Raw genomic sequence first — 20,942 nt, forward strand, 5'->3', positions numbered from 1 at the left:
CGTCTACGCCTTCTCGCCCTGCCCAAAGACACCGGTCGACAGGTATCGGTCGCCCCTGTCACAAATAATGGCGACAATGACAGCATTCTCAAGCTCCGCGGACAGGCGCAGAGCGGCGGCTATCGACCCGCCGGAGGAGACTCCGCAGAATATGCCTTCTTCCCTTGCCAGTCGGCGCATCACATGCTCGGACTCTTCCTGCGAAATATCAATCACTGTGTCGACCCGGGGGGCCTCGTAGATTTTTGGCAGGTAGGCTTCAGGCCAACGACGAATACCGGGAATGCTGGAACCTTCAAGCGGCTGCAGGCCCACGATTTGTATTGCCGGATTTTGTTGTTTCAAGTAACTGGAACAACCCATGATCGTACCCGTTGTGCCCATTGAACTCACAAAATGCGTAACGCTGCCCCCAGTTTGCTGCCAAATTTCCGGACCCGTGCCGACAAAATGAGCCCGCGGATTGTCGGGGTTGCCAAACTGATCCAAAACACGGCCACGCCCCTCTGACTGCATCGTTAATGCAAGGTCTCGTGCGCCCTCCATTCCCTCTCGCTGGGAAACTTCCACCAGCTCAGCGCCGTAGGCTGACATGGCTTGCTTGCGCTCGTCGCTCATATGAGAAGGCATCACCAGCACCAGATGATAGCCTCGAATAGCCGCGGCCATTGCCAAAGCAATGCCTGTGTTTCCGCTCGTCGCCTCGATCAGGGTGTCTCCCGGCTTGATATCTCCGCGCAGCTCAGCTTCACGGATCATGCTTAAAGCGGGACGGTCCTTCACTGATCCGGCGGGGTTATTGCCCTCCAGCTTGGCTAGCAGCGTGTTGCTGGTATGACCCGGCAGTCTCTGCAATCGCACAAGGGGGGTATTGCCAACAAAGGCTTCTATCGTGGGGTAGTCTGGCATGGGTTCGTCGCTTACATCGAGGCCCTAATTATATCGAAATTAGGGGGCCGGGGGCATGCTGATTTTTTGGCCCCATTCCTGCGCCAAAATACGAGACGGCGTTATTCCTCGTCCTGCGGACCTGACGCCGCTCCCGGCCTCTTCCACGCCCCCCTGGCAAACAGTTGACGGCTTTTAAGCGGCTCCTCTCCCAGATGAGCCGCCAGAGCTTCTCGCATCAGGGTGCGTGCGGTCTGCCGGACATGCCCTTCAATTTCACCACGCGCCATCGCCAGCAAATCCGTGCCGGGCAAATCCGTGCCGGGCAAATCCGCGCCGGGCGAGTCCGCGCCGGGCGAATCATCCGACGACTCACCGGCACGACGGCGCACAAGACCGGCGCCGGGCTGGTAATGGTAAAAGGCCTCTGGACGTACAGGCAACCCTGTTACTCCCTCGATCGTCAGTTCGAGCCGGTAACCCAATTCCTCCAATAGACGCATCTCAAACAGGCGTAATCCCACATCTATCATCTGCAGATGAGCCAGTTGCTGCACCGTATCGTTATAGGCAGCGAAAAGGCGGGGATGAGGATCATCACGGTGTAACAGACGTACCAGCAACTCATTCACGTAGAGTCCGCTGAACAAGCGATCTCCTACCAGCTCAACCCGCCCGGGCGCAGACTCGACACTGCGCAGCGTCTTTAACTCATTACCCCCGGAAAAGGACAGAAGCAGCGGGATAAACGGTTGCAATAATCCTGCCTTGCTACCTTTGCGAGTCTGTCTTCGCGCGCCTTTTGCCACCAGCCCAACGCGACCGAATTCCGCGGTGAACACGTCCAACAGCGCACTGCTGTCACCATAGGGCCTGCTGTGAATCACGTAACCCGGCTGCAGATTGACGCGCATATCAGTTGCCCGAGTAATTACTGATCGTCGTAGCCAAGGCTGCGCAGCGCGCGCTCGTCGTCTGACCACCCGGATTTGACCTTGACCCAGAGGCGAAGCATTACCTGATTGTCAAATAGCCTCTCCATATCTGACCGTGCCTCACTACCGATAGAGCGCAAGCGAGCGCCTTTCTCACCGATCAGTATTTTCTTCTGCCCCTTGCGCTCGACAAAAATCAACGCCGAAATATGCAAGATGCCCTCTTCCTGAGCAAAATCCTCAATCTCCACCGTAACGGTGTAAGGCAGTTCATCGCCCAACTGCCTGACGATTTTCTCCCGCACGATCTCCGAGGCCAGGAAGCGCTGACTGCGATCTGTCAGCTGGTCTTCCGGGAAAAAAAATACAGAGGCAGGTAGCCTTTTGACTATTTCGTCTTCAAGAGCAACTACATTGTGCTGCCGCAGGGCAGACACCGGCAGGATTGCCTCAAATCCAGCTTTTGACGACAGCTGCTCCAGATGAGGCAGAAGCTCTCGCTTGTCTTCCAACAAATCGACTTTATTCACAACCAGCAATACAGGCACCTCGATGCCCTGCAGCTGATCCAGCACCCATTCGTCTTCAGAAGTCCAGGCCGTGCGATCCACCACAAACAACACTAAATCGACGTCGCGGATCGCAGAGGACGCCGCCCGATTCATATACCGATTGATGGCCTTGTCTGCATCTTGATGCAGACCCGGTGTGTCAACGAAGATGATCTGCGCGTGTCCCTCTGTTTTTATGCCAAGGACCTGATGACGCGTGGTCTGCGGCTTGCGCGAGGTAATACTGATTTTTTGCCCGAGCAGATGATTCAGCAGCGTAGATTTTCCGACATTGGGCCGACCTATAATAGCGACATAACCGCAGCGAGTGGCGGCTTCAGCGACCATGAGCGAGTAACTTCTCCAGTACTCTACTGGCAGCGTCCATCTCAGCCTTGCGCCGACTGGAGCCCTTCCCGCTTGCGTCAATGGAGCGCTGTGGTATCTGACAAATCACCTTGAACTGCCTGTCATGATCTGCGCCCGCGGTCTCCACTACTGCATACTCTGGCAGGGGCTCTCCCCTGTGCTGCAGAAATTCCTGCAGGCGAGTCTTGGCGTCTTTGGCACCCGGAGACAGTTGCTCTAGTCGCGCTTCGAACAGCTTGTGCACACAGCCCTGACACTCTGCATAGCCTCCGTCGAGAAAGAGTGCACCAAGGATCGCCTCTAGCGCATCTGCGAGTATCGAAGCGCGTCTATGACCACCACTTTTTTTCTCTCCGGAGCCAAACTTGAGATACTCCCCCAGGGACATCTCGCGGGCGACTTCGGCAAGCGTATCACCCTTCACCAACGCGGCGCGCATGCGACTGAGCTCGCCCTCCCGGGACTCAGGGAAGGCACGAAAGAGCATTTCTGCGATAACGTGATTCAGAATAGAGTCGCCAAGAAACTCCAATCGCTCATTATTGCGGCCCCCTGCGCTACGGTGGGTCAGGGCGAGCTCGAGCAATCCAGGGTCTCTAAACTCATACCCTATGATTTTCTGCAAAAGGAGGCTATCAGTCATTGGCCTTTAAGGGGGCGTCGTGAGCGGTGTCGGATCACCAATTTCAAACAGCAGATCATCAAACTTGAGAACGGCATCGATACGCCACAGGATAGGCATTCTGACTTCATAGCGAGCATCGATATAGTGCTTGCCCTTTTTTCGATAAACCTCCACTTCCTTCCAATTTAACTCATAGATCTGGTTCGTATTGAAGGTGTAATCCACCTTACGGCGGATTTCCGAGCTACTTTTTTCTACCGACTCCGGATCCTTGACGATATCGACAACAATATCCCTGATCGATATGAATTCGGAATACGGCGGTATCATCTTTATAATGCACATGGCGAAAAAACCGAGCATCGCCAAGACACCTAATATTCCAACAATACCCATGCCGTGCTGTCGACTACGCGTAATCATGATACCCCCAGTCACACCTCTTTTATTTATTGTATCGCACCAACACGACTGAAACTGGGCACACTCAAAAAGCGGTCCCAATGCATCCAGATTGCAAATGCCTTTCCGACAATATCACCCTCCGGCACCTGGCCCCACACTCTGCTATCGCTACTATTATCACGATTGTCACCCATCATGAAATAGTGGCCTGGCTTAACAAGCTCAGAAAAATCCGCTCCCCTGCGGTGAATATCAACTTGCATTAGATGATCTGATGCACCCAATTTTTCGAGGCCCACCTGCAGACGTGAGGTTGATTTATCAGTTAACAGCTCCCGCGGAAGCAGCTCACCGTTTACATATAGCTGCTTATCTTTGTACGTTACCGTGTCTCCAGGCAGGCCAATGACCCGTTTTATAAAGTAGGTATCGTTCATGTGAGGCGGAAAAAAAACCATTACATCGCCCCGCTCGGGCTCGTTGAGGGACAGTACCTTTGTTCGTATCACTGGGAGACGAATGCCGTAGGTGAATTTATTAACCAGTATGTAATCACCGACTTCCAGCGTCGGCACCATCGAGGACGAAGGAATCTGAAAAGGCTCCACCAGAAACGACCGCAATATGAAAACAACGAAAAGCACCGGGAAAAACGAGCGCGCATACTCTACAGGAAGAGGCTCCTTAGCCTTCGCCAGATACTTCTCATTGTATTCGAGAGCATCACGGCTCCCTTTTTCGTCCCAGCGAGGATATCTGGCCTGCAAGTCCTCGACAATCCGTCTTCGCCCCGGCGCAAAAAACAGGCTATCAAGCAACCACAGAAGACCGCTAACAAAAACCAGTAACACCAAAATAAGGGGGAAATCCAGCGTGAAGTCGCTCATTGATCAACCATCCACTTTAAGTACGGCCAAAAACGCCGACTGTGGAATTTCTACACGTCCTACCTGCTTCATCCGCTTTTTCCCCGCCTTCTGTTTATCCAGCAATTTACGTTTGCGACTGACATCACCGCCGTAGCACTTCGCCGTTACATTCTTGCGTAATGCCTTAACGGTTTGTCTTGCCACAATTTTTCCGCCCACAGCGGCCTGTATAGCAACATCAAACATTTGCCGAGGAATAAGCTCCTTCATCTTCTCCGTCAACGCTCTACCCCGTGACTGGACATGGTCTCGATGAACGATTACGGCCAGCGCATCAACCCGCTCCCCGTTGATTAGCACATCCAGACGGGACAGCGTTGCCGCCTGAAAACGCTCGAACGCATAATCAAGGGAGGCATAGCCCCGACTAACTGATTTCAGGCGGTCAAAAAAGTCGAGCACAACCTCAGCCATAGGAATATCGTATACCACCGAAACTTGTGTCCCTAAAAACTGCATATCATGCTGAGCGCCGCGCTTTTCGACGCACAGCGTAATCACATTGCCAAGATACTCCTGAGGCACGAGAATATTGCAGCGCGCTATCGGCTCACGCATTTCCTCAATATCCGCCATATCTGGAAGAGCCGACGGATTATCAACCAGTACAATATCGCCGCTTTTGTTCAGCACTTCATATATTACGGTTGGTGCTGTCGTAATAAGATCGAGATTGTACTCACGCTCCAGACGCTCCTGAATGATTTCCATATGAAGCATGCCAAGAAACCCACAACGAAATCCAAACCCCAGAGCGTCTGAACTCTCCGGCTCATATTCAAGCGAGGCGTCATTGAGAGTCAGCTTGGCCAGTGCGTCTCGGAAGTCCTCATAATCATCGGAAGAGATCGTGAAGATGCCCGCATAAACCTGCGGCTTCACGCGCTGGAAGCCGGGTAACGGTGAGACATCGGCCTGTTTCGCGTGCACTAGCGTATCGCCCACCGGGGCCCCATGGATATCCTTGACGCCCGCCACGACAAAGCCGACTTCGCCGGCGCGCAGACAATCCTGCTCCACCCGCTTGGGAGTAAAAATACCCAGGCTATCGACTTGCTGAGCCCTTCCAACAGAGTGGGCGATGATCTTGTCGCGCCTCTTTAGCACGCCCTGCTTCACGCGCACCAGTGAGACGACACCCAGATAGTTATCAAACCAGGAATCAATAATCAGGGCCTGCAAGGGCGCGTCACGATCACCCTCTGGCGGCGGTATGGACCGGACGATACCTTCCAGAGCATCCTCAATACCGAGGCCAGACTTCGCACTCACCAGACAGGCATCGCTGGCATTGATCCCAATAATTTCCTCGATCTCAAGCTTCACCTTGTCCGGATCGGCCTGTGGCAGGTCCATCTTGTTCAGAATGGGCAATACTTCCAAGCCCTGCTCAATCGCGGTGTAGCAGTTCGCGACTGATTGCGCCTCTACCCCCTGCCCCGCATCGACAACCAGCAGGGCACCCTCGCAGGCGGCGAGAGAACGCGATACTTCGTAGGAGAAATCCACGTGACCCGGTGTATCAATAAAATTAAGTTGGTAGGTGTTGCCATCCTGAGCCGGATAATCCAGCGTGACACTCTGGGCCTTGATTGTAATACCCCTCTCGCGCTCAATGTCCATTGAGTCGAGAACCTGCTCATCCATTTCGCGATCACTGAGACCGCCGCAATGCTGTATAAAGCGATCCGCCAGAGTCGACTTACCATGGTCGATATGGGCAATAATAGAAAAATTGCGGATGAGGTTGAGGTCGCTCACTCGTAAGCTCGATTAGCTGTTTGACGGTTTGAAGTAACAAAAAAGGCTCGCGATTGTACCTCAACGTGGCAGCCACCGCCATGACTCCCCTCGACAGAGGCGCCCACGCTCGAGCCTGTCGGCTCCTCGCTCAGTCCGGTACTTTGAGTCCGATGAACAGGGGCGAACCCTGACGGATCAGGCGCAGCGGCACGGATTGCCCGCCCTTAAGCTTTTCGACGACTTTCTCGAACACCTTCACGCTCTTTATCGGCTGAGTGTCCACCAGAGTGATGAGGTCTCCCACCCTGACGCCTGCCTCTGCGGCGGAGGAGCCAGGCACTACGCCGCGAACAATGACGCCGCCGCTGATGCCGTTCTGCTCCAGGTTCTGCGCATCGACCGCTTCAACCGTCATTCCCAGCCTACCGCCGCTGGCAGCATCAGACTTACCGTTGCTGCTGGCCTGACGCTCATCCGCGCCCAACCCGCCGACCTTTACGTCCCGCGTAAGTCGCTTCCTGTCGCGGACAATCTCAACCTCGACGTCTTTGCCTGGCGTGATCAAACCAACGATATGTGGCAGCGACGCAGAAGTGGGTATCGAGCTACCATCAAATGTCACGATAATATCGCCACTTTCAAGGCCTGCATCCTCTGCCGGACTGCCCGGCGATACAGAGACCACCAGAGCGCCCTCGGGCCTGTCCAGACCGAATGAATCCGCCAAACTCTTATCAACATCCTGTATTGTTACGCCCAACCAACCTCGAGTCACACGACCCGTTTCCTTGAGTTGTTCCACCACGTTCCGAGCGACAGGTGCGGGCACGGCAAACGACAGACCAATAGACCCGCCGCTACGTGTAAAAATCTGCGAATTGACGCCGACGACTTTTCCTTTGAGGTTGAATAAAGGCCCCCCCGAATTCCCCGGGTTAATCGCCACGTCGGATTGTATGAAGGGCACATAATTCTCGTTTTCGCGGGTAGGCAAACTGCGCCCTTTTGCGCTGATAATGCCCGCGGATACAGAATAATCGAGGCCGAACGGGCTGCCAATAGCCAATACCCATTCACCGACTTCCAGTGCATCGTCATCGGCGAGCTCCACCATCGGCAGGTCTGAGCCGTCAATCCGCAACAGCGCGAGATCGGAGCGCGGGTCCGTGCCCACAATTTCAGCCGTGTACTCACTGCGATCAATCATTCGCACGAGTACACTATCCGCCCCTTCTACAACATGATTATTAGTCACGATGTAGCCATCTTCGGAGATGATGAAACCGGACCCCAGGCCCATGCGTTCCTGCCCCGGCGGCGGGCCGTCCCTGAACTCAAAAAATCTGCGCAGTTCCTCAGGGATTTGGGGGTTACCGTCAACGGGACCCGGCTCCGCCTGTTCTACCAAAATCTTGACAACCGCGGGCGATTTCTCGCGCACGATATCGGTGAAATCGGGCAACCCGCTGAGTGCCAATGAGGCGCCAGACCACAGGATCAGCCATGCAAGAGACGTACTTTTAAACAGCGCTTCAACATTCATAAGAAACAATCCAGAGAAATAACGGTTACGCATCTATTTACGATTTAAACCTGAGAATAATGGGGTGCTACGGCCACCACACGCCCTTGCAACAGCGGCTGGTAGGCAGGGTCATCATGGTGACGGACTGCATGCCAACGAACCAACCCCAGACTGACAAGAAACCCCCCTACAGCGCCCAGTAAAGCAGCCGAATCCTGCATCTGTGGCAGCCACGCGGCAGCTCCTGCGGCACCCGCAAGCAGACCGACAATAGGAACCAGGTAGGCAACCATTGAGCCCCGCAAGATGACCTCTTCCGGAATACTGAAACGCACTTCGTCATCAACCCGGTAATCCTGTATCGACTGTTCTCCCGGCAGCACCCGAATATACCCCCGCTTGCCATCGGTCATTCTGTTGAGAATCCCGTGCCCACATCCTTTCTGCACTGAACAGGCACCGCAGGTGCTCTTGCGTACTGTTTCCACCCAAAGCCCGCCGGGCTCCACCGCAACCACACGCCCATTCTCCGTCAGCATTTCAACGCACCCACATAACTGAATCAGCTACCATTCGAGCGGTGGACAATGGCACCTCGCCAATCACCGTCACCAGCACCGGACTATCGGCAAGGCGCATACCACGGGTGTACGTGGTTGTACCACCCTGCTTTACATGCCCTTCGCCCGGCGGCATATCTTGGTCAAGTGTCTCAAGAAAGACCGAAAATGCCGCCAACCCGTCAGTATAAGTCTTACGGCGGCTTGCACCAACAGAGTACTCTGTTGCAGTGAACCCATCGGGAACCCACATTAATGACCAGGCTTTTTTCAGAGCAGTGTCGGGCTGAGCTTTTGACGAGCCTCGGTGCAGGGCGTCGTGGGTTATATCTGCGACCGCCGAAGCCGCTACCGGCGCGTCATAAGACAACTGCGCAAACTGCATGACCTCCAGCGTGCGCTGAGCCGGGTTGAGAGTAAGCACCTTCAGCAGCAGACCCGTCGCCTCGTCGAGGGAAAAAACGTAACCGAAACGGTACAAATCCCTGGGCTTGGCTCTGATCGTGATCGCCTTGCGACCCGCCACTCTTTCGCCCTCGGCAATCTCGAACCGGTACTGCTGCGCAATACCACAGGAATCCTCGGCCGGGCTCGCATGCAACAGCTGCAGCCCCGGGTGGGTACAATCTAACGGATGGTGCGCTCGCTGCACCTGGGCGCCTCTGCCGGTCAACTCAGTCAGCACCTCCCGACTGCTTCCATCCGCCACCGAATGAGACACCTGCACCACCTTCATCTCCTGGCCGCGCTGCAAGGTCACCACGCCCTGATAGTCGACCTCCCGAGCGGAGTGCGCCATCTTGTCCAACCACTCCAGCGCTGCTGCATCGCCCTCAGGGCAGGTCGCGGCAAATACATTACCCGCAACCGGGACCAAAACAGCCAATACCGGCAACAGCACCAGGAAATAGTGCCTACCGTATTGTTTTCGCGAAGTCAGATTCAATCGACAGCCCTATTCAGTAATGCGAGACACGCGAGCAAAAGGTAACAGACCCTGCGGCGAATTGAGCGCTGACTGCTCGGCATGCAGTTGCATGTACATGTCGTGCCTGCGTCGCGCCAGATCGTCGTAAGCGGTGCGTGTTAGGGGGTTCAATACAGGCACAGGTCTGGTTCCGTAACTTGCCATCACGGGGACTGCTCCTGCAGATTCGAGCACACCGACGGGGGTCGACGCAGACACAAACGCGGGCTCGCCGGCATCGACTTCTCCTGAGCCCAACTGCACCAATTGCTGCCCCCCGATGACAACCGTGGCCGCCACAGACGCCGCTACCGCAAGGCTGGCAAGCGGACGATAAAAGCGCTCTTTCGCTGTCTTTTTTGCCCCGGCCTCATCGTGCAGCGCCTCGCGCACTTGCACAGAGACATCAAGCCCCCGGTGCGCGAGTTCGTGGCCCTGCAACACGTGCTTTACCACCGAGTATCGAGCCCATGTCTCGCGTAAGCCGGCGCCTGACTCAGGCCCCGTCTCTGATTCCGAGAGCAAGCGTCTTATCTCGAGCTCGCTGGCTTCATCATCCAGCAAGGCCGACAGGGCCTCCCTCGATTTCTCATTCATAAGACCTTCCCATCTTTGTCGCTGTGTACTCGACCCGTGCAATCCGCAACGACATGACCGCCCACTCAACTTCATCGTTTGCCAACATCGCTCTAGCCCTCTCCGCTTATCTGCTGCCTGACGCGTGTATCAATAGATTCGCGCCCCCGAAATATACGCGATCGAACAGTACCCACAGGGCATTCCATCACCTCCGCGATTTCCTCATAGCTGAGTCCGTCGAATTCCCTCAGGGTGACCGCCGTACGTAAATCCTCGGGAAGATCTGCCAGGGCCGTCTCCACAACCTGCTTCAACTCCGCACCGAACAGTGCACTTTCCGGAGTTTCGATCTCCCGTAAGCTGCTGCCACTCTCATAGTATTCTGCATCTTCGACCTCGACATCCTTTCCCGGGGGGCGCCTGGAACGGGACACGAGATAATTTTTAGAGGTATTGATCGCAATACGGTACAGCCAGGTATAAAAAGCGCTATCACCTCTGAAATTCGGTAATGCCCTGTAGGCTTTGATAAATGCCTCCTGAGCAACATCCTGCACCTCGTCCGCATCGCGCACATAGCGACCAATCAAACTAAAAATCTTGTGTTGGTATTTTAATACCAGCAGATCAAACGCTCGCGTGTCACCGCGCTGCACCCTCTCAACCAATTGTTGATCAGTCGCCGTGGCTGTCATGTCCCTCTCCCGCCCATGACACTTGCCGCTTGCAACTGCTGCCACCAAACCAACCTCGGTACTGATAGACAACAAATTTCTTTATTAGTTCTTGCACTCAGGCTAAAACGCGGCCTGTCACAGTCCGCGATAGCAAAAGTTTCCCTTCGGTTTTTTTTCGTATTTCCCACGAGGTCGTATATACTCGGCGTTAAAATTTCGCGTCGATGCTAAGTCTTTGAGTCTTATAATATATTTAGTGCCGCTGGGCGGCAAGGCCAAGGTGTCATGACGGCCGTTTACGAGCACGATGTGCTAGTTATTGGCAGTGGCGCCGCAGGGCTGACTCTGGCGCTGCATCTCAGCGCCGACTACCGCGTCGCCCTTTTATCCAAGGCCGAGCTCAACCAGGGATCTACCTACTGGGCCCAGGGGGGTATGGCCGCCGTCTTGCACAACCGCGACACGGTGGACTCCCACGTGGCCGATACGCTTGCTGCTGGCGCGGGTCTCTGCCACCGAGACGCTGTAGAGTTTACCGTGAAAAACAGCCGCCACTGTGTCGAATGGCTAGTCTCACAGGGCGTGGACTTCGACCTTCGTCAAAGTGCTGACCAGCGTGGCCGGGAATTCCACCTCACCAGGGAGGGCGGACATAGCCACAGGCGAATCATTCACGCCGCTGATCGCACCGGTCGCGCTATTTCCGAAGTTCTGTCAGACCGCGCCATGGCGTCAGATAATATCACTATTTACACGCATCGCACCGCGGTCGACCTCGTGGTTGGCGATGGGCGCTGCCAGGGCGCCTACATCCTCGACCAAACCACCGGTCATGTAGAGCTCTTCCAGGCTAAATCGGTGGTTCTCGCCACCGGCGGAGCCAGCAAGGTCTATCTCTACACCAGCAACCCCGATGGCGCCAGCGGTGACGGGATTGCCATGGCCTGGCGCGCGGGCTGCAGGGTGGCTAACCTCGAATTCAACCAATTCCACCCGACCTGCCTGTATCATCCGGAAGCAAAGTCATTCCTGGTGACCGAAGCGATCCGCGGCGAGGGGGGTAGACTACTGCTACCTGATGGCCACCGATTCATGCCAGATTTCGACTCGCGCGGTGAGCTCGCACCTCGCGACGTGGTGGCCAGGGCCATCGATCATGAAATGAAGCGTCTCGGCGCCGACTGCCTGTTTCTCGATATCTCGCACCAATCGAAAGACTTCCTGCGCAGCCATTTTCCCACCATCATGGAGCGCTGCGCAGAACTCGGCATCGATATCAGCCAGGAACCCATTCCAGTGGTGCCGGCCGCCCACTATACGTGCGGCGGCATACTGGTCGATCAGCACAGTCGCACCGATCTGAGTGGTCTTTACGCTGTGGGTGAATCATCCTGCACCGGACTGCACGGCGCGAATCGCATGGCCAGCAATTCACTACTGGAGTGTATCGTCTACGCGGAGTCCGCAGCCAATCACATTATCGAAAACATGCACCGCATTGCAGCACCCAGCATCGCTCCTGCGTGGGACGAAAGCCAGGTGACCGACTCGGATGAGGACGTCGTGATCTCCCACAACTGGGACGAGCTGCGCCGTTTCATGTGGGACTATGTGGGCATTGTCAGAACAGACAAGCGATTGCAACGGGCGCTGCACAGAGTCGACCTGCTGCAAACTGAAATCGCCGACTACTACGGTAACTATAAGGTCAGTAATGACCTACTGGAATTGAGAAACCTGGCGATGGTTGCGGAACTCATGATCCGCTGTGCCATTTCTCGCCAGGAAAGCCGAGGCCTGCACTACACACTGGACTATCCGCAAAGCATGCCCGTCGCGCGAGACACTATTTTGCAGCCCGGCGTGTCACCGCCCTGAACCCGGCTTACGATCGCACCTCGCCGCCAGCTCCGACCGCACCTGCAAACGGCGCCACTGCGCGCGTGGCACACTATCCCGGAAGATCCAAAGACGCGTTGCGCGGCCCCCGGAAAGTTCTACGACCGCCAAAAAAATCAACCAAGGCGTTGCGACAGGCCCAGCCAAAAGCTTGACAGGCAAGGTCGCGGTGCCTCGCAAGAGCATCCAGTTACCCCGGCGCCATACAAGACCCAAACCCCGCGCACGGTCGACACCCAGGCGCCTCATCAGACCAACAGCAAGCAGTGACAGAAACAGACTTTCATAGGTATACCCGCGCAGGAGCAGAAGGCCAATTGCGCCTGTTTCGGCGACAATCAACGTTCCCGCCAGTGAATGCCGCAGACGGGAGTTACCTATCTGCAGGCACAGTTCGGGCGAACTTGAGTATTTGCTTGATGATAGCGGCAAGCTCTTTATCCTCAGGCGCCTCTCGCTGTAGCAGCCAGGAAAACAATTCCTGATCCTCGCGCAACATCAAGCGCTGAAAAATCGCGCGATCGGAGTCACTGAGCTCAGAGTAGCGCTGGTTCACAAAAGGCTCCAGAACAAGGTCAAGCTCGAGCATGCCGCGCCTTGCGGCCCACTGCATTCGGCGTACTTCTTCCTGATCGATCATAGTGCTGATTCCGCGACGAAGGCATATCAAATGTGCTCAGTATAACGCCGAGTTGCCTCAAGAGTACTGACATACGCCAAGACAGCCCGTATTATTCCGTCGAGACCTGTGAGGATACCAAGAGTGAATTGCCAGTTTGCCCGATTAAATAGCGAGGCCCTATTGCATATCAGTGGGCCCGACACCCTGACTTTTCTCCAGGGACAAACCAGTTGTGACACCCGCGAATTGAGCCCGGAGCATGCGCTGCCCGGCATCTACTGCACGCCCAAGGGCAGGACTGTCTGCGATTTTCTACTTTGCGAGCTGGGAGAAGATCATTTTGCCCTGCGCCTGCGGCGCGAAATCCGCCCGTCCAGTGCCGCTGCTTTTGGCAAATACATTATTTTTTCCAAGGCCACACTGGAGGATAACCGGGATGACTGGACCGTTATCGGCATTTGGGGGAAGGATGCCCGCAGCGTTCTTTCCGGCCTATTCGGGACGGTACCCGAGCAGCGCTACAGAACCACTGGCGGCGAGGGCTTCCTGCTCGTACAGGTAGACGATGCGGGGGATTCGTACGAGTGCTACCTGCGAAAAGACAGGGCGGCATCTATCACCTCTGGGCTACGCAGTGAGGCTCAAGAGAGCGACGAGGCGCACTGGGAGTGCGCCCAGATCCCGGGTGGGGTCGTGCGCATCACTGAGGCACTGATCGAGGAATTTGTACCACAGACACTGAATTACGACCTAACCGGGCATATCAGCTTCAAAAAAGGCTGCTACACGGGACAGGAGGTAGTGGCGCGCCTGCATTATCGCGGCACGCCGAAGCGACGCACCTTTTTGGGTACAGTGCCCACCTCAACATTATGCAAACCCGGTAGCCTTGTTTACGCCAGCGGCTCAGACAAGGCGATCGGGAGCGTCGTGAACTGTGCCAAGGACGCAGATACGTATCAATTATTGTTGGAAGCGGTTACAGCAGCCGTCCCGCAAGGACTGCATATCGACAGCGAACAAGGCGCTGATGTGCAGCTGGAAAAGCTGCCCTATGTGACCACCAGCGAACAGGAGAGCGTGCAATAAAAGCCTCGCCGCGGTAAATCGATCACGCCATGGTGATTGCAGTCGCCCACAAACACTAATCCGGAATGCGCCAATCCACCGGCGCTGAGCCCTGACTGACGAGGTATTCATTCGCTGCGACAAAATGCCCACAGCCAAAAAAGCCACGGTGTGCACTCAGCGGTGAGGGATGCGGCGCCTTCAGCACACAGTGACGATCCGCGTCGATTTTCTGGCCCTTACGCTGGGCGTAGCCGCCCCACAGCAGGAACACAACACCAGCGCGCTGCGCGTTCACCACTTCGATGACGCGGTCAGTGAACAATTCCCATCCCTTGCCTTGGTGGGAGGCCGCACGACCGCTCTCCACTGACAACACGCTGTTTAACAGCAGAACACCCTGCTCCGCCCAAGACCCTAGATAGCCATGGACCGGAATGGGAAAGCCCAGCTCGGCGTTCATCTCCTTGTAAATATTCTGCAGTGACGGGGGAACAGCCACGCCGGGCCTGACCGAAAAGCACAGGCCATGGGCCTGACCCTCACCGTGGTAGGGGTCCTGCCCGAGGATTACAACCTTGACCCGCGGCAAGGGTGTCTGCCTGAAAGCCTCAAAAAGCTCATTGCCCTGCGGGAAAATGCGTTTACCCGCACGTTTTTCCTGTTCGAGAAACGTGCGTAATTGCTGCATATAGGGCTGTTCAAACTCTCCCGCCAGCGGTCGCAACCAACTCGACTCAAGGTCAATAGTTCTTGTACGGGAACCCGGCACAGTCGTCACCGCACTAGTTACAGGCAGCCATCAGGACAACATGTTCATACAGGCTTGCTTCCGGGCTTCGCTGCCGCACGTGCAGGGGGGTGATGTCTGCAAGCGCTATACCATGTTGCGCTGAGCGCAATCGTTTGTTGCGCTGCTCGCGGGCGGCTGGAGCCGAGGAAATCGGCTTGAGTGGCACGGCGGAAAAGGCGGATGCCTTGCGCTCAGCGGGCGCTTCGCCATAAAGCGTCGTACGCATCAGGGGAGTCCGACCGGCCGCAAGAATCCGCCTTTCCAAATCAGACGGCTCCCATTCCTGCCCATGGCCGGACCCGGCTGCACGGGTAATGCTTTCGTTCATCAATGATCCACCGAGATCATTGGCGCCGGCATTCAAACAGGCCACCACACCCTCGCGGCCCATCTTGACCCAAGAGGACTGAATATTATCGATCAATCCATGAAACACCAGTCGGGCCACGGCGTGCATCAACACGGCCTCGCGAAAGCTTGGGCCTCGACGCGACAAGCCCTTGAGGTACATGGGGGCCTCCATATGAACATAGGGTAAAGGCACGAACTCTGTGAAACCGCCGGTGCGCTGCTGCAAGCGACGAATTTCCATTAGATGTCTGGCCCAATGATGCGGTCGATCAATATGACCATACATAATGGTCGCGGTGGTCCTAAACCCTTCCTGGTGAGCGGCCTCCATAACCTGGAGCCATTGCGCCGTGTTGAGCTTGTCGGGGCAGAGCAGCGCGCGCACCTCGTCATGCAATACTTCTGCCGCAGTCCCCGGCAGCGTATTCAAACCCGCCTTGCGCAGGCGTTTGAGGAAAGCGGGCACACCAATACCCAATGTCGCCGCACCCTGCTGCACCTCCAACGGAGAGAAGGCGTGAATGTGCATACCCGGCGCCGCGCGCTGCACCGTCGCAAGGATATCGAGATACGTCTGCCCGGTGTAATCCGGGTGAATACCACCCTGAAGGCACACCTCTGTAGCGCCGCGCTCCCAGGCCTCAGCGGCACGCAGCGCCAGTTCTTCAGCGGAGATATCATAAGGCCTGCCGCGCAAATCCTCACTCAATTTGCCCTTCGAGAAGGCACAGAACTGGCACTTGAAGTAACACACATTGGTGTAATTGATATTGCGATTAACCACATAGCTAACCGTCTCACCGTGCACGGTCCGACGCAGCTGATCCGCCCTTGCAACAACATAGGAAAAATCGGAACCCCGGGCCTCGAAAAGACGTGTCACATCGCTTTCCTGCAGACTATCGCTGCGCTCGCATCGCAGCACAATATCGCGAATGGAGGAGGACACCTTATCTGCAGAAGGGTGCTCCGCTAACAGGCGAGCCTCTATGTCAGGCACCGCGTGCTCTTCGCCTGGCACCCAACCATCTCGCCGTGCAAAACCCGAGGCGTCCGACAGATGCATAACACTCTCGCATACATTCTCATCCAGCCAACGCTGAGGCGCGGTCACATAACGCGGATAGATTGTGAGACGCTGCTCGAGGAACTTCCCGGCCGCCGCCGTCTCACCGGCGAGCCGGTCCAGGTGCGGCCAGGGTGCTTCAGGATTGACATGATCCGGAGTCAGTGGCGATACGCCGCCCCAATCGTTAATACCCGCGGCCACGAGCTGCGGGAGTACGCCAGGGCTCAGATTGGGCGGTGCCTGAATATTCATCCCCTCGCCGAACACTAATCGCGCTACCGCGATTGTCCACAGCAAATCCTCCAGGTCCGGCTCAGGTGCACTGGACATCAGCGTAGCGGGCTTGGCCCTGAAGTTCTGGATGATAATTTCCTGCAGGTGACCATATCGCCGATGAATTTGGCGCAAAGCCAGCAAGGACTCGATACGCTCGAGACGCGTTTCACCAATACCGATGAGAATACCCGATGTAAAGGGAACGCTGGCCTGCCCCGCTAGCTCCAGCGTCTTGAGCCGACGTTCGGGCTGTTTGTCGGGCGAGCCATAGTGCGGCATGCCCTTCTCACAGAGGCGGGGCGAAGCAGATTCCAGCATAATACCCATAGACGCACTGACCGGACGCAGCATTGCTATTTCCCGCTCATCCATACACCCGGCATTGATGTGCGGCAGCAGACCGGTGTCTGACAGCACTCGGGCAGCAACTTCCCTCACGTATTCAAGCGTGGTCTCAAACCCCATGGCCTGCAGGGCTTTGCGCGCGGCACTGTAACGCAACTCAGGACGCTCACCGAGCGTAAACAAGGCCTCCTGACAACCCATCGCCTCTCCCCGACGACACAGCTCTATGACGTCCTCGACGGGCATATAGGCCTGCTCGATTTTTCGTGGCGTCTGCGCGAACGTGCAGTAGTGGCATACATCGCGGCACAGTTGCGTAAGGGGGATGAATACCTTGCGCGAGTAAGTCATCACATTGCCATGGCCGCGGTCGCGCAGACTACCAGCAAGCGCAACCAGTTCCGCCGTATCCTGCCAATCTGCCAGCGACAAGATATGCTCGTCATCAAGCTCAATGCCCTGCAGCACATCGCGTCGCAGGTTTTTCCAATCCGGCTTCAAGGCGCAGCCTCCCACTTTTCACCCTGCGCACTACTCGCTGCAGGGGGTAAACTGTCTAGAGCAATACCAACCCTTGCGCCCCACTGGGTGGTGCACAGTAGTCGGGCTGTATGGCTGCTGCTTGTGCGAGACATACGACTCATTAGGTACTTCAAATCCTGTGGTTCATCAATATCACATCCTATACCGGCCCGGTGAACCACAGACGCGGCGATGCCTGCCTCGGAGGCGCCAGCCCGGTGTCGGGAACAGCTGTCTGCACCGAAACGGAACTCGGGCAGGGCCTGCCCGGAAAATGCCAGCAGGTTAGTGCCGCTTCCACGCCGGTCGGGACCGATAACGAGGCCGCCATGTTGCGACTGTTGGAGAATGACCGCATCGATATCCGCCGCACTCAGCAGCGGCAGATCGGCGTGCAACACCAGCAGTGTGTTGTCGGCCTCAGTGCGCATGCGGGTCGCAGCCGCGTCGATGACAGGGTTAAGGCCGCGACACCCCAAGGATGCTTCCGACCAACATTCTGCGCCATAAACGGCGCAAAGTGCCTCTGCTCCCGGGTCATCGGACACCATCACTACCCGCGAAATCTCATCGCTTTGGCGCAGGGAGAACAGAACATCCTCCGCCATCGCCTGCGCCAGTGCGCGGCGCTCTGCGGGACGCAACAGTCCGGCAAGTCTGGACTTGGCCTCAACCAGATCCTTCAGCGGCAACAACGCCTGCGCCATAACGGTCTATCCCTCCACCAGATCAAGGACTGCATGGGCCAGTGACTGTTTATCGTCCCGGGTTTTCATTACCGTTGACGCGACCACCACATTCACTCCTGGCTCGTCTATGCTAGACGCTAGTGTAGCGTCACTCGCGTCGATTACGAAATTATTCACCAGCCCGGGATAATGCCGACAATAATGCGCCAGGACCCCAAGGGCGGTAACCGGTACGCCCAACTCCGCCATCATCTTGGCAGCGGGACCTTTGATGGCAATACCCGCTACAATTGGCGATACCAGAGTAACCGGCGCCGGATTATCCGCCAGGGCTTGCCACAAACCAGGCAACTGGAGAATGGGGTCGATACTGACAAACGGATTTGAGGGACATACCACAATCTGAGAAAACGCCCCATTGCGAAGCAGCGTCATCACCTCGCGATTAGGACGTGCGTTGCCGATCCCTTCAAAACTGAAACCCGTCACCTCGGGCTGACAACGCTGCTCCACGAAATAGCGCTGGAAGGGCAAGCTCTCACTGCGACAGTGAACAGTGGTTCGCACAGGGTCTGAGGACATCGGGTGCACTCTGCTGGCGACCCCCAGCTGGCTTGCCAGTTCATTAATGACAGCCGTCAGGGCCTGTCCACCGGCAAGACGATGCGTGCGCCAGAGGTGCGTGGCAAGATCCTTATCACCCAGTTGGAACCAAGTCTCACCGCCCAGTTGAGCGAGCGCTTCCAGCATATGCCAGCTCTCACCTTCGAGACCCCAGCCCTGCGAGGGGTTTGCCTTACCGGCTAAGGTATACAACAACGTGTCGATATCAGGAGATATGTGCAGGCCAAGGTGTTCAAAGTCATCTCCGGTATTGACCAGTACATGCAATTCACCAGCGGGAAGCACATCTTCTAACCCCAGCGCCAGCTTTGCTCCCCCTACACCGCCCGAAAGTGCAAGCACGGATCTCTTCGCGGCATGGTCTATCATCAACGAAAGAGATCTTGCGACGGATCGCGCAGCAGGCTCGCGGAGCCTTCATCGGAGACCGCAAGCCCCGCTCCCCTCGCCAGAACCACTGGACAGGCCTCCGCCGCCTGGCCCATAACCAACGAAGCCGCCGCCGCTAGCTCATCGGCCACAGCTGGCTCGGTGACCTCTAGCACATTACCGAACATATCCGTCTCACCCACCTGGTTATTGAGAGGCTGCAGACCTGCTGTGCCTATGGCAAGCCCCAGTGTGCCGTTGCGCCAGGCACGCCCCATGCTGTCATTGATAATTACCTGTGGCGCCAGGCCAGTGCGAGCTGCAAGACCGTCTCGCAATGCCCTGGCCGAGGCATCGGGGTCGACGGGAAGCAACAGCAGTCTGGGATCTCCGCTCACCTGAACAATGTTGGATTTATCAATTCCGGCGTTGGCATGCACATAGCCATTGCGATGTTCCACAATGATCACCCCGGAGCGAACCCGCAACACCTCACGGCTTTCGTCGAGGATAACCTGTACCTGCCGAGCATCTTTATCCGCGCGCTTAGCAAGTGCTTCCGCCTCGGGCGTCACCGAAACTTCGGCAAGACGCACGTAGCGATTCTCCGCCTTGGAAACAATCTTCTGTGCTAGAACCACAACGTCGCCAACCTCGAGAGACAGCTCATTGCTCTGAAGCGCGCAAACAATCTGATCGACAAGATCATCGCCAGGCGCCACTGCCGGAAAACCAAGCAGGGGAATGAGTTCCAATCGACCAGCCACAGGAACCTCTTTAAGCGCCCACTGGCACAATATCGAGAGTGTGAATATGCATGTTATGCCCTCACAGTTTCAACCGTTGCAGGCTAGTCTTCTATCCCGGTTATCTTGATGCCGGCATGGCACCCATAACGCTTGTTAATCGTGATCAGGACAGATGTCAGCGCTTCGGCGGCTGCGGCATTGTTGATCATTCCCGCGTGGAACCCGCGCATGCCAGCCGCTTCCACCAAAGTGATTACTGCCTCTCTGGCGTCTTTCTTGTTACCGCTGACCAGTACATCACAATTGAGACCACTGCCCTCCTGCAAATGTGCTGCTGCGACATTCTGGAAAGCCGACACCACGCTCACATCGTCACCCAGCAAGGCCTGAGCGATCTGACCAGCGCTGCCCCCCTCGGGTAGCTGCACACGCGCCACCTTGGGCGGCACCAGCGGCACGGTCACATCGATAAGAATCTTGCCCTGCAATGCGGCCTGCACCAACTCCAGCGTGCTGGATTGATGACTGAAGGGCACTGTCAGCGTAACAATATCCGCAGCTTGCGCCGCCGCGAGATTTTCCGCTGAGCGTACGCTGAGCTCAGTGACACCGCGCTCCGCCATGACCTCACGCAAATCGGCCACTGCCGTATCGGCCTTCTCCTGGTTACGAGACCCAATGATGACCTCGTAGCCCGCCTGGGCCCAGCGTCGGGCCAATCCTGTTCCTAAATCCCCTGTGCCGCCCAGGATGGCGAGCACGGGTAAACTGTTTGTTGCCATAGTGTTTACTTCCCGATGAGGACCGGTGGAC

At 56.4% G+C, this 20,942-nt stretch carries 22 protein-coding genes; 2 read left to right on the forward strand and 20 right to left on the reverse strand.

Features of this window, described 5'->3' with window-relative positions:
- Nucleotides 1-3 precede the first annotated feature (3 nt).
- The 12 genes from cysM to rpoE form a co-directional block, all read right to left on the reverse strand.
- Nucleotides 4-909 carry a cysteine synthase CysM gene (cysM, locus tag EYC82_RS04605; RefSeq protein ID WP_279248368.1) on the reverse strand — a complete coding sequence of 302 codons (906 nt, stop codon included), beginning with the start codon at nt 907-909 and terminating at the stop codon, nt 4-6.
- 101 nt (nt 910-1,010) lie between these two features.
- Complete coding sequence (recO, locus tag EYC82_RS04610; protein WP_279248369.1) at nt 1,011-1,802, reverse strand: DNA repair protein RecO; 792 nt, start codon at nt 1,800-1,802, stop codon at nt 1,011-1,013.
- 17 nt (nt 1,803-1,819) lie between these two features.
- Nucleotides 1,820-2,722, reverse strand: coding sequence for a GTPase Era (gene era, locus EYC82_RS04615; RefSeq protein WP_279248370.1), 903 nt, complete (start codon nt 2,720-2,722; stop codon nt 1,820-1,822).
- The gene (gene rnc, locus EYC82_RS04620; protein WP_279248371.1) at nt 2,712-3,386 is read right to left on the reverse strand and encodes a ribonuclease III; all 675 of its coding nucleotides are present in this window, start codon (nt 3,384-3,386) and stop codon (nt 2,712-2,714) included. The genes era and rnc overlap by 11 nt, the downstream gene beginning before the upstream one ends.
- A gap of 6 nt (nt 3,387-3,392) precedes the next feature.
- On the reverse strand, nt 3,393-3,791 hold the full coding sequence (locus tag EYC82_RS04625; protein ID WP_279248372.1) for a DUF4845 domain-containing protein: 399 nt from the start codon (nt 3,789-3,791) through the stop codon (nt 3,393-3,395).
- Nucleotides 3,792-3,817: 26 nt separating this feature from the next.
- The gene (gene lepB / locus EYC82_RS04630) at nt 3,818-4,660 is read right to left on the reverse strand and encodes a signal peptidase I (protein ID WP_279248373.1); all 843 of its coding nucleotides are present in this window, start codon (nt 4,658-4,660) and stop codon (nt 3,818-3,820) included.
- A 3-nt stretch (nt 4,661-4,663) separates the two neighbouring features.
- Nucleotides 4,664-6,463, reverse strand: coding sequence for a translation elongation factor 4 (gene lepA, locus EYC82_RS04635; protein ID WP_279248374.1), 1,800 nt, complete (start codon nt 6,461-6,463; stop codon nt 4,664-4,666).
- Between the two features lie 130 nt (nt 6,464-6,593).
- Nucleotides 6,594-7,988, reverse strand: a complete 1,395-nt coding sequence (locus EYC82_RS04640) for a Do family serine endopeptidase (protein ID WP_279248375.1) — start codon at nt 7,986-7,988, stop codon at nt 6,594-6,596.
- 44 nt (nt 7,989-8,032) lie between these two features.
- Nucleotides 8,033-8,509: a SoxR reducing system RseC family protein gene (locus EYC82_RS04645; RefSeq protein ID WP_279248376.1), complete on the reverse strand. Its 477-nt coding sequence runs from the start codon at nt 8,507-8,509 to the stop codon at nt 8,033-8,035.
- Between the two features lies 1 nt (nt 8,510).
- Entirely contained in the window at nt 8,511-9,476 is a 966-nt protein-coding gene (locus EYC82_RS04650; protein ID WP_279248377.1) for a MucB/RseB C-terminal domain-containing protein, read from the reverse strand.
- 9 nt (nt 9,477-9,485) lie between these two features.
- Complete coding sequence (locus EYC82_RS04655; RefSeq protein ID WP_279248378.1) at nt 9,486-10,094, reverse strand: sigma-E factor negative regulatory protein; 609 nt, start codon at nt 10,092-10,094, stop codon at nt 9,486-9,488.
- Nucleotides 10,095-10,186: 92 nt separating this feature from the next.
- The gene (rpoE, locus tag EYC82_RS04660) at nt 10,187-10,771 is read right to left on the reverse strand and encodes an RNA polymerase sigma factor RpoE (protein ID WP_279248379.1); all 585 of its coding nucleotides are present in this window, start codon (nt 10,769-10,771) and stop codon (nt 10,187-10,189) included.
- Nucleotides 10,772-11,038: 267 nt separating this feature from the next.
- On the opposite strand from rpoE, the gene nadB reads away from it, so the two are divergent.
- Entirely contained in the window at nt 11,039-12,631 is a 1,593-nt protein-coding gene (gene nadB, locus EYC82_RS04665) for an L-aspartate oxidase (protein ID WP_279248380.1), read from the forward strand.
- Here the strand turns inward: nadB and EYC82_RS04670 are convergent.
- Nucleotides 12,620-12,994, reverse strand: coding sequence for a protein YgfX (locus EYC82_RS04670; RefSeq protein ID WP_279248381.1), 375 nt, complete (start codon nt 12,992-12,994; stop codon nt 12,620-12,622). The two genes, nadB and EYC82_RS04670, sit on opposite strands and share 12 nt — an antisense overlap.
- A 31-nt stretch (nt 12,995-13,025) precedes the next feature.
- The gene (locus EYC82_RS04675) at nt 13,026-13,292 is read right to left on the reverse strand and encodes an FAD assembly factor SdhE (protein ID WP_279248382.1); all 267 of its coding nucleotides are present in this window, start codon (nt 13,290-13,292) and stop codon (nt 13,026-13,028) included.
- A gap of 123 nt (nt 13,293-13,415) precedes the next feature.
- Between EYC82_RS04675 and ygfZ the strand changes: the two genes are divergently transcribed.
- Entirely contained in the window at nt 13,416-14,363 is a 948-nt protein-coding gene (gene ygfZ, locus EYC82_RS04680) for a CAF17-like 4Fe-4S cluster assembly/insertion protein YgfZ (protein ID WP_279248383.1), read from the forward strand.
- A 55-nt stretch (nt 14,364-14,418) separates the two neighbouring features.
- Here ygfZ and ung read toward each other — a convergent pair whose 3' ends face one another.
- From ung to npdG, 6 genes are all read right to left on the reverse strand, one after another.
- Nucleotides 14,419-15,114 (reverse strand): uracil-DNA glycosylase, encoded by a 696-nt coding sequence (gene ung, locus EYC82_RS04685; RefSeq protein ID WP_279248384.1) that lies wholly within the window; start codon nt 15,112-15,114, stop codon nt 14,419-14,421.
- Between the two features lie 13 nt (nt 15,115-15,127).
- Entirely contained in the window at nt 15,128-17,677 is a 2,550-nt protein-coding gene (gene cofH / locus EYC82_RS04690; RefSeq protein ID WP_279248385.1) for a 5-amino-6-(D-ribitylamino)uracil--L-tyrosine 4-hydroxyphenyl transferase CofH, read from the reverse strand.
- Nucleotides 17,674-18,405, reverse strand: coding sequence for a 2-phospho-L-lactate guanylyltransferase (gene cofC, locus EYC82_RS04695; RefSeq protein WP_279248386.1), 732 nt, complete (start codon nt 18,403-18,405; stop codon nt 17,674-17,676). Before cofC ends, cofH begins: the two co-directional genes overlap by 4 nt.
- A 6-nt stretch (nt 18,406-18,411) precedes the next feature.
- Entirely contained in the window at nt 18,412-19,353 is a 942-nt protein-coding gene (gene cofD / locus EYC82_RS04700; protein WP_279248387.1) for a 2-phospho-L-lactate transferase, read from the reverse strand.
- 26 nt (nt 19,354-19,379) lie between these two features.
- A complete protein-coding gene (gene cofE / locus EYC82_RS04705) occupies nt 19,380-20,147 on the reverse strand; it encodes a coenzyme F420-0:L-glutamate ligase (RefSeq protein ID WP_279248388.1) in 768 nt (255 codons plus the stop codon).
- An 83-nt stretch (nt 20,148-20,230) separates the two neighbouring features.
- Nucleotides 20,231-20,911: an NADPH-dependent F420 reductase gene (npdG, locus tag EYC82_RS04710; protein ID WP_279248389.1), complete on the reverse strand. Its 681-nt coding sequence runs from the start codon at nt 20,909-20,911 to the stop codon at nt 20,231-20,233.
- Nucleotides 20,912-20,942: the final 31 nt, after the last annotated feature.

It is taken from the genome of Candidatus Marimicrobium litorale, assembly GCF_026262645.1.
GTDB lineage: Bacteria > Pseudomonadota > Gammaproteobacteria > Pseudomonadales > Halieaceae > Marimicrobium > Marimicrobium litorale.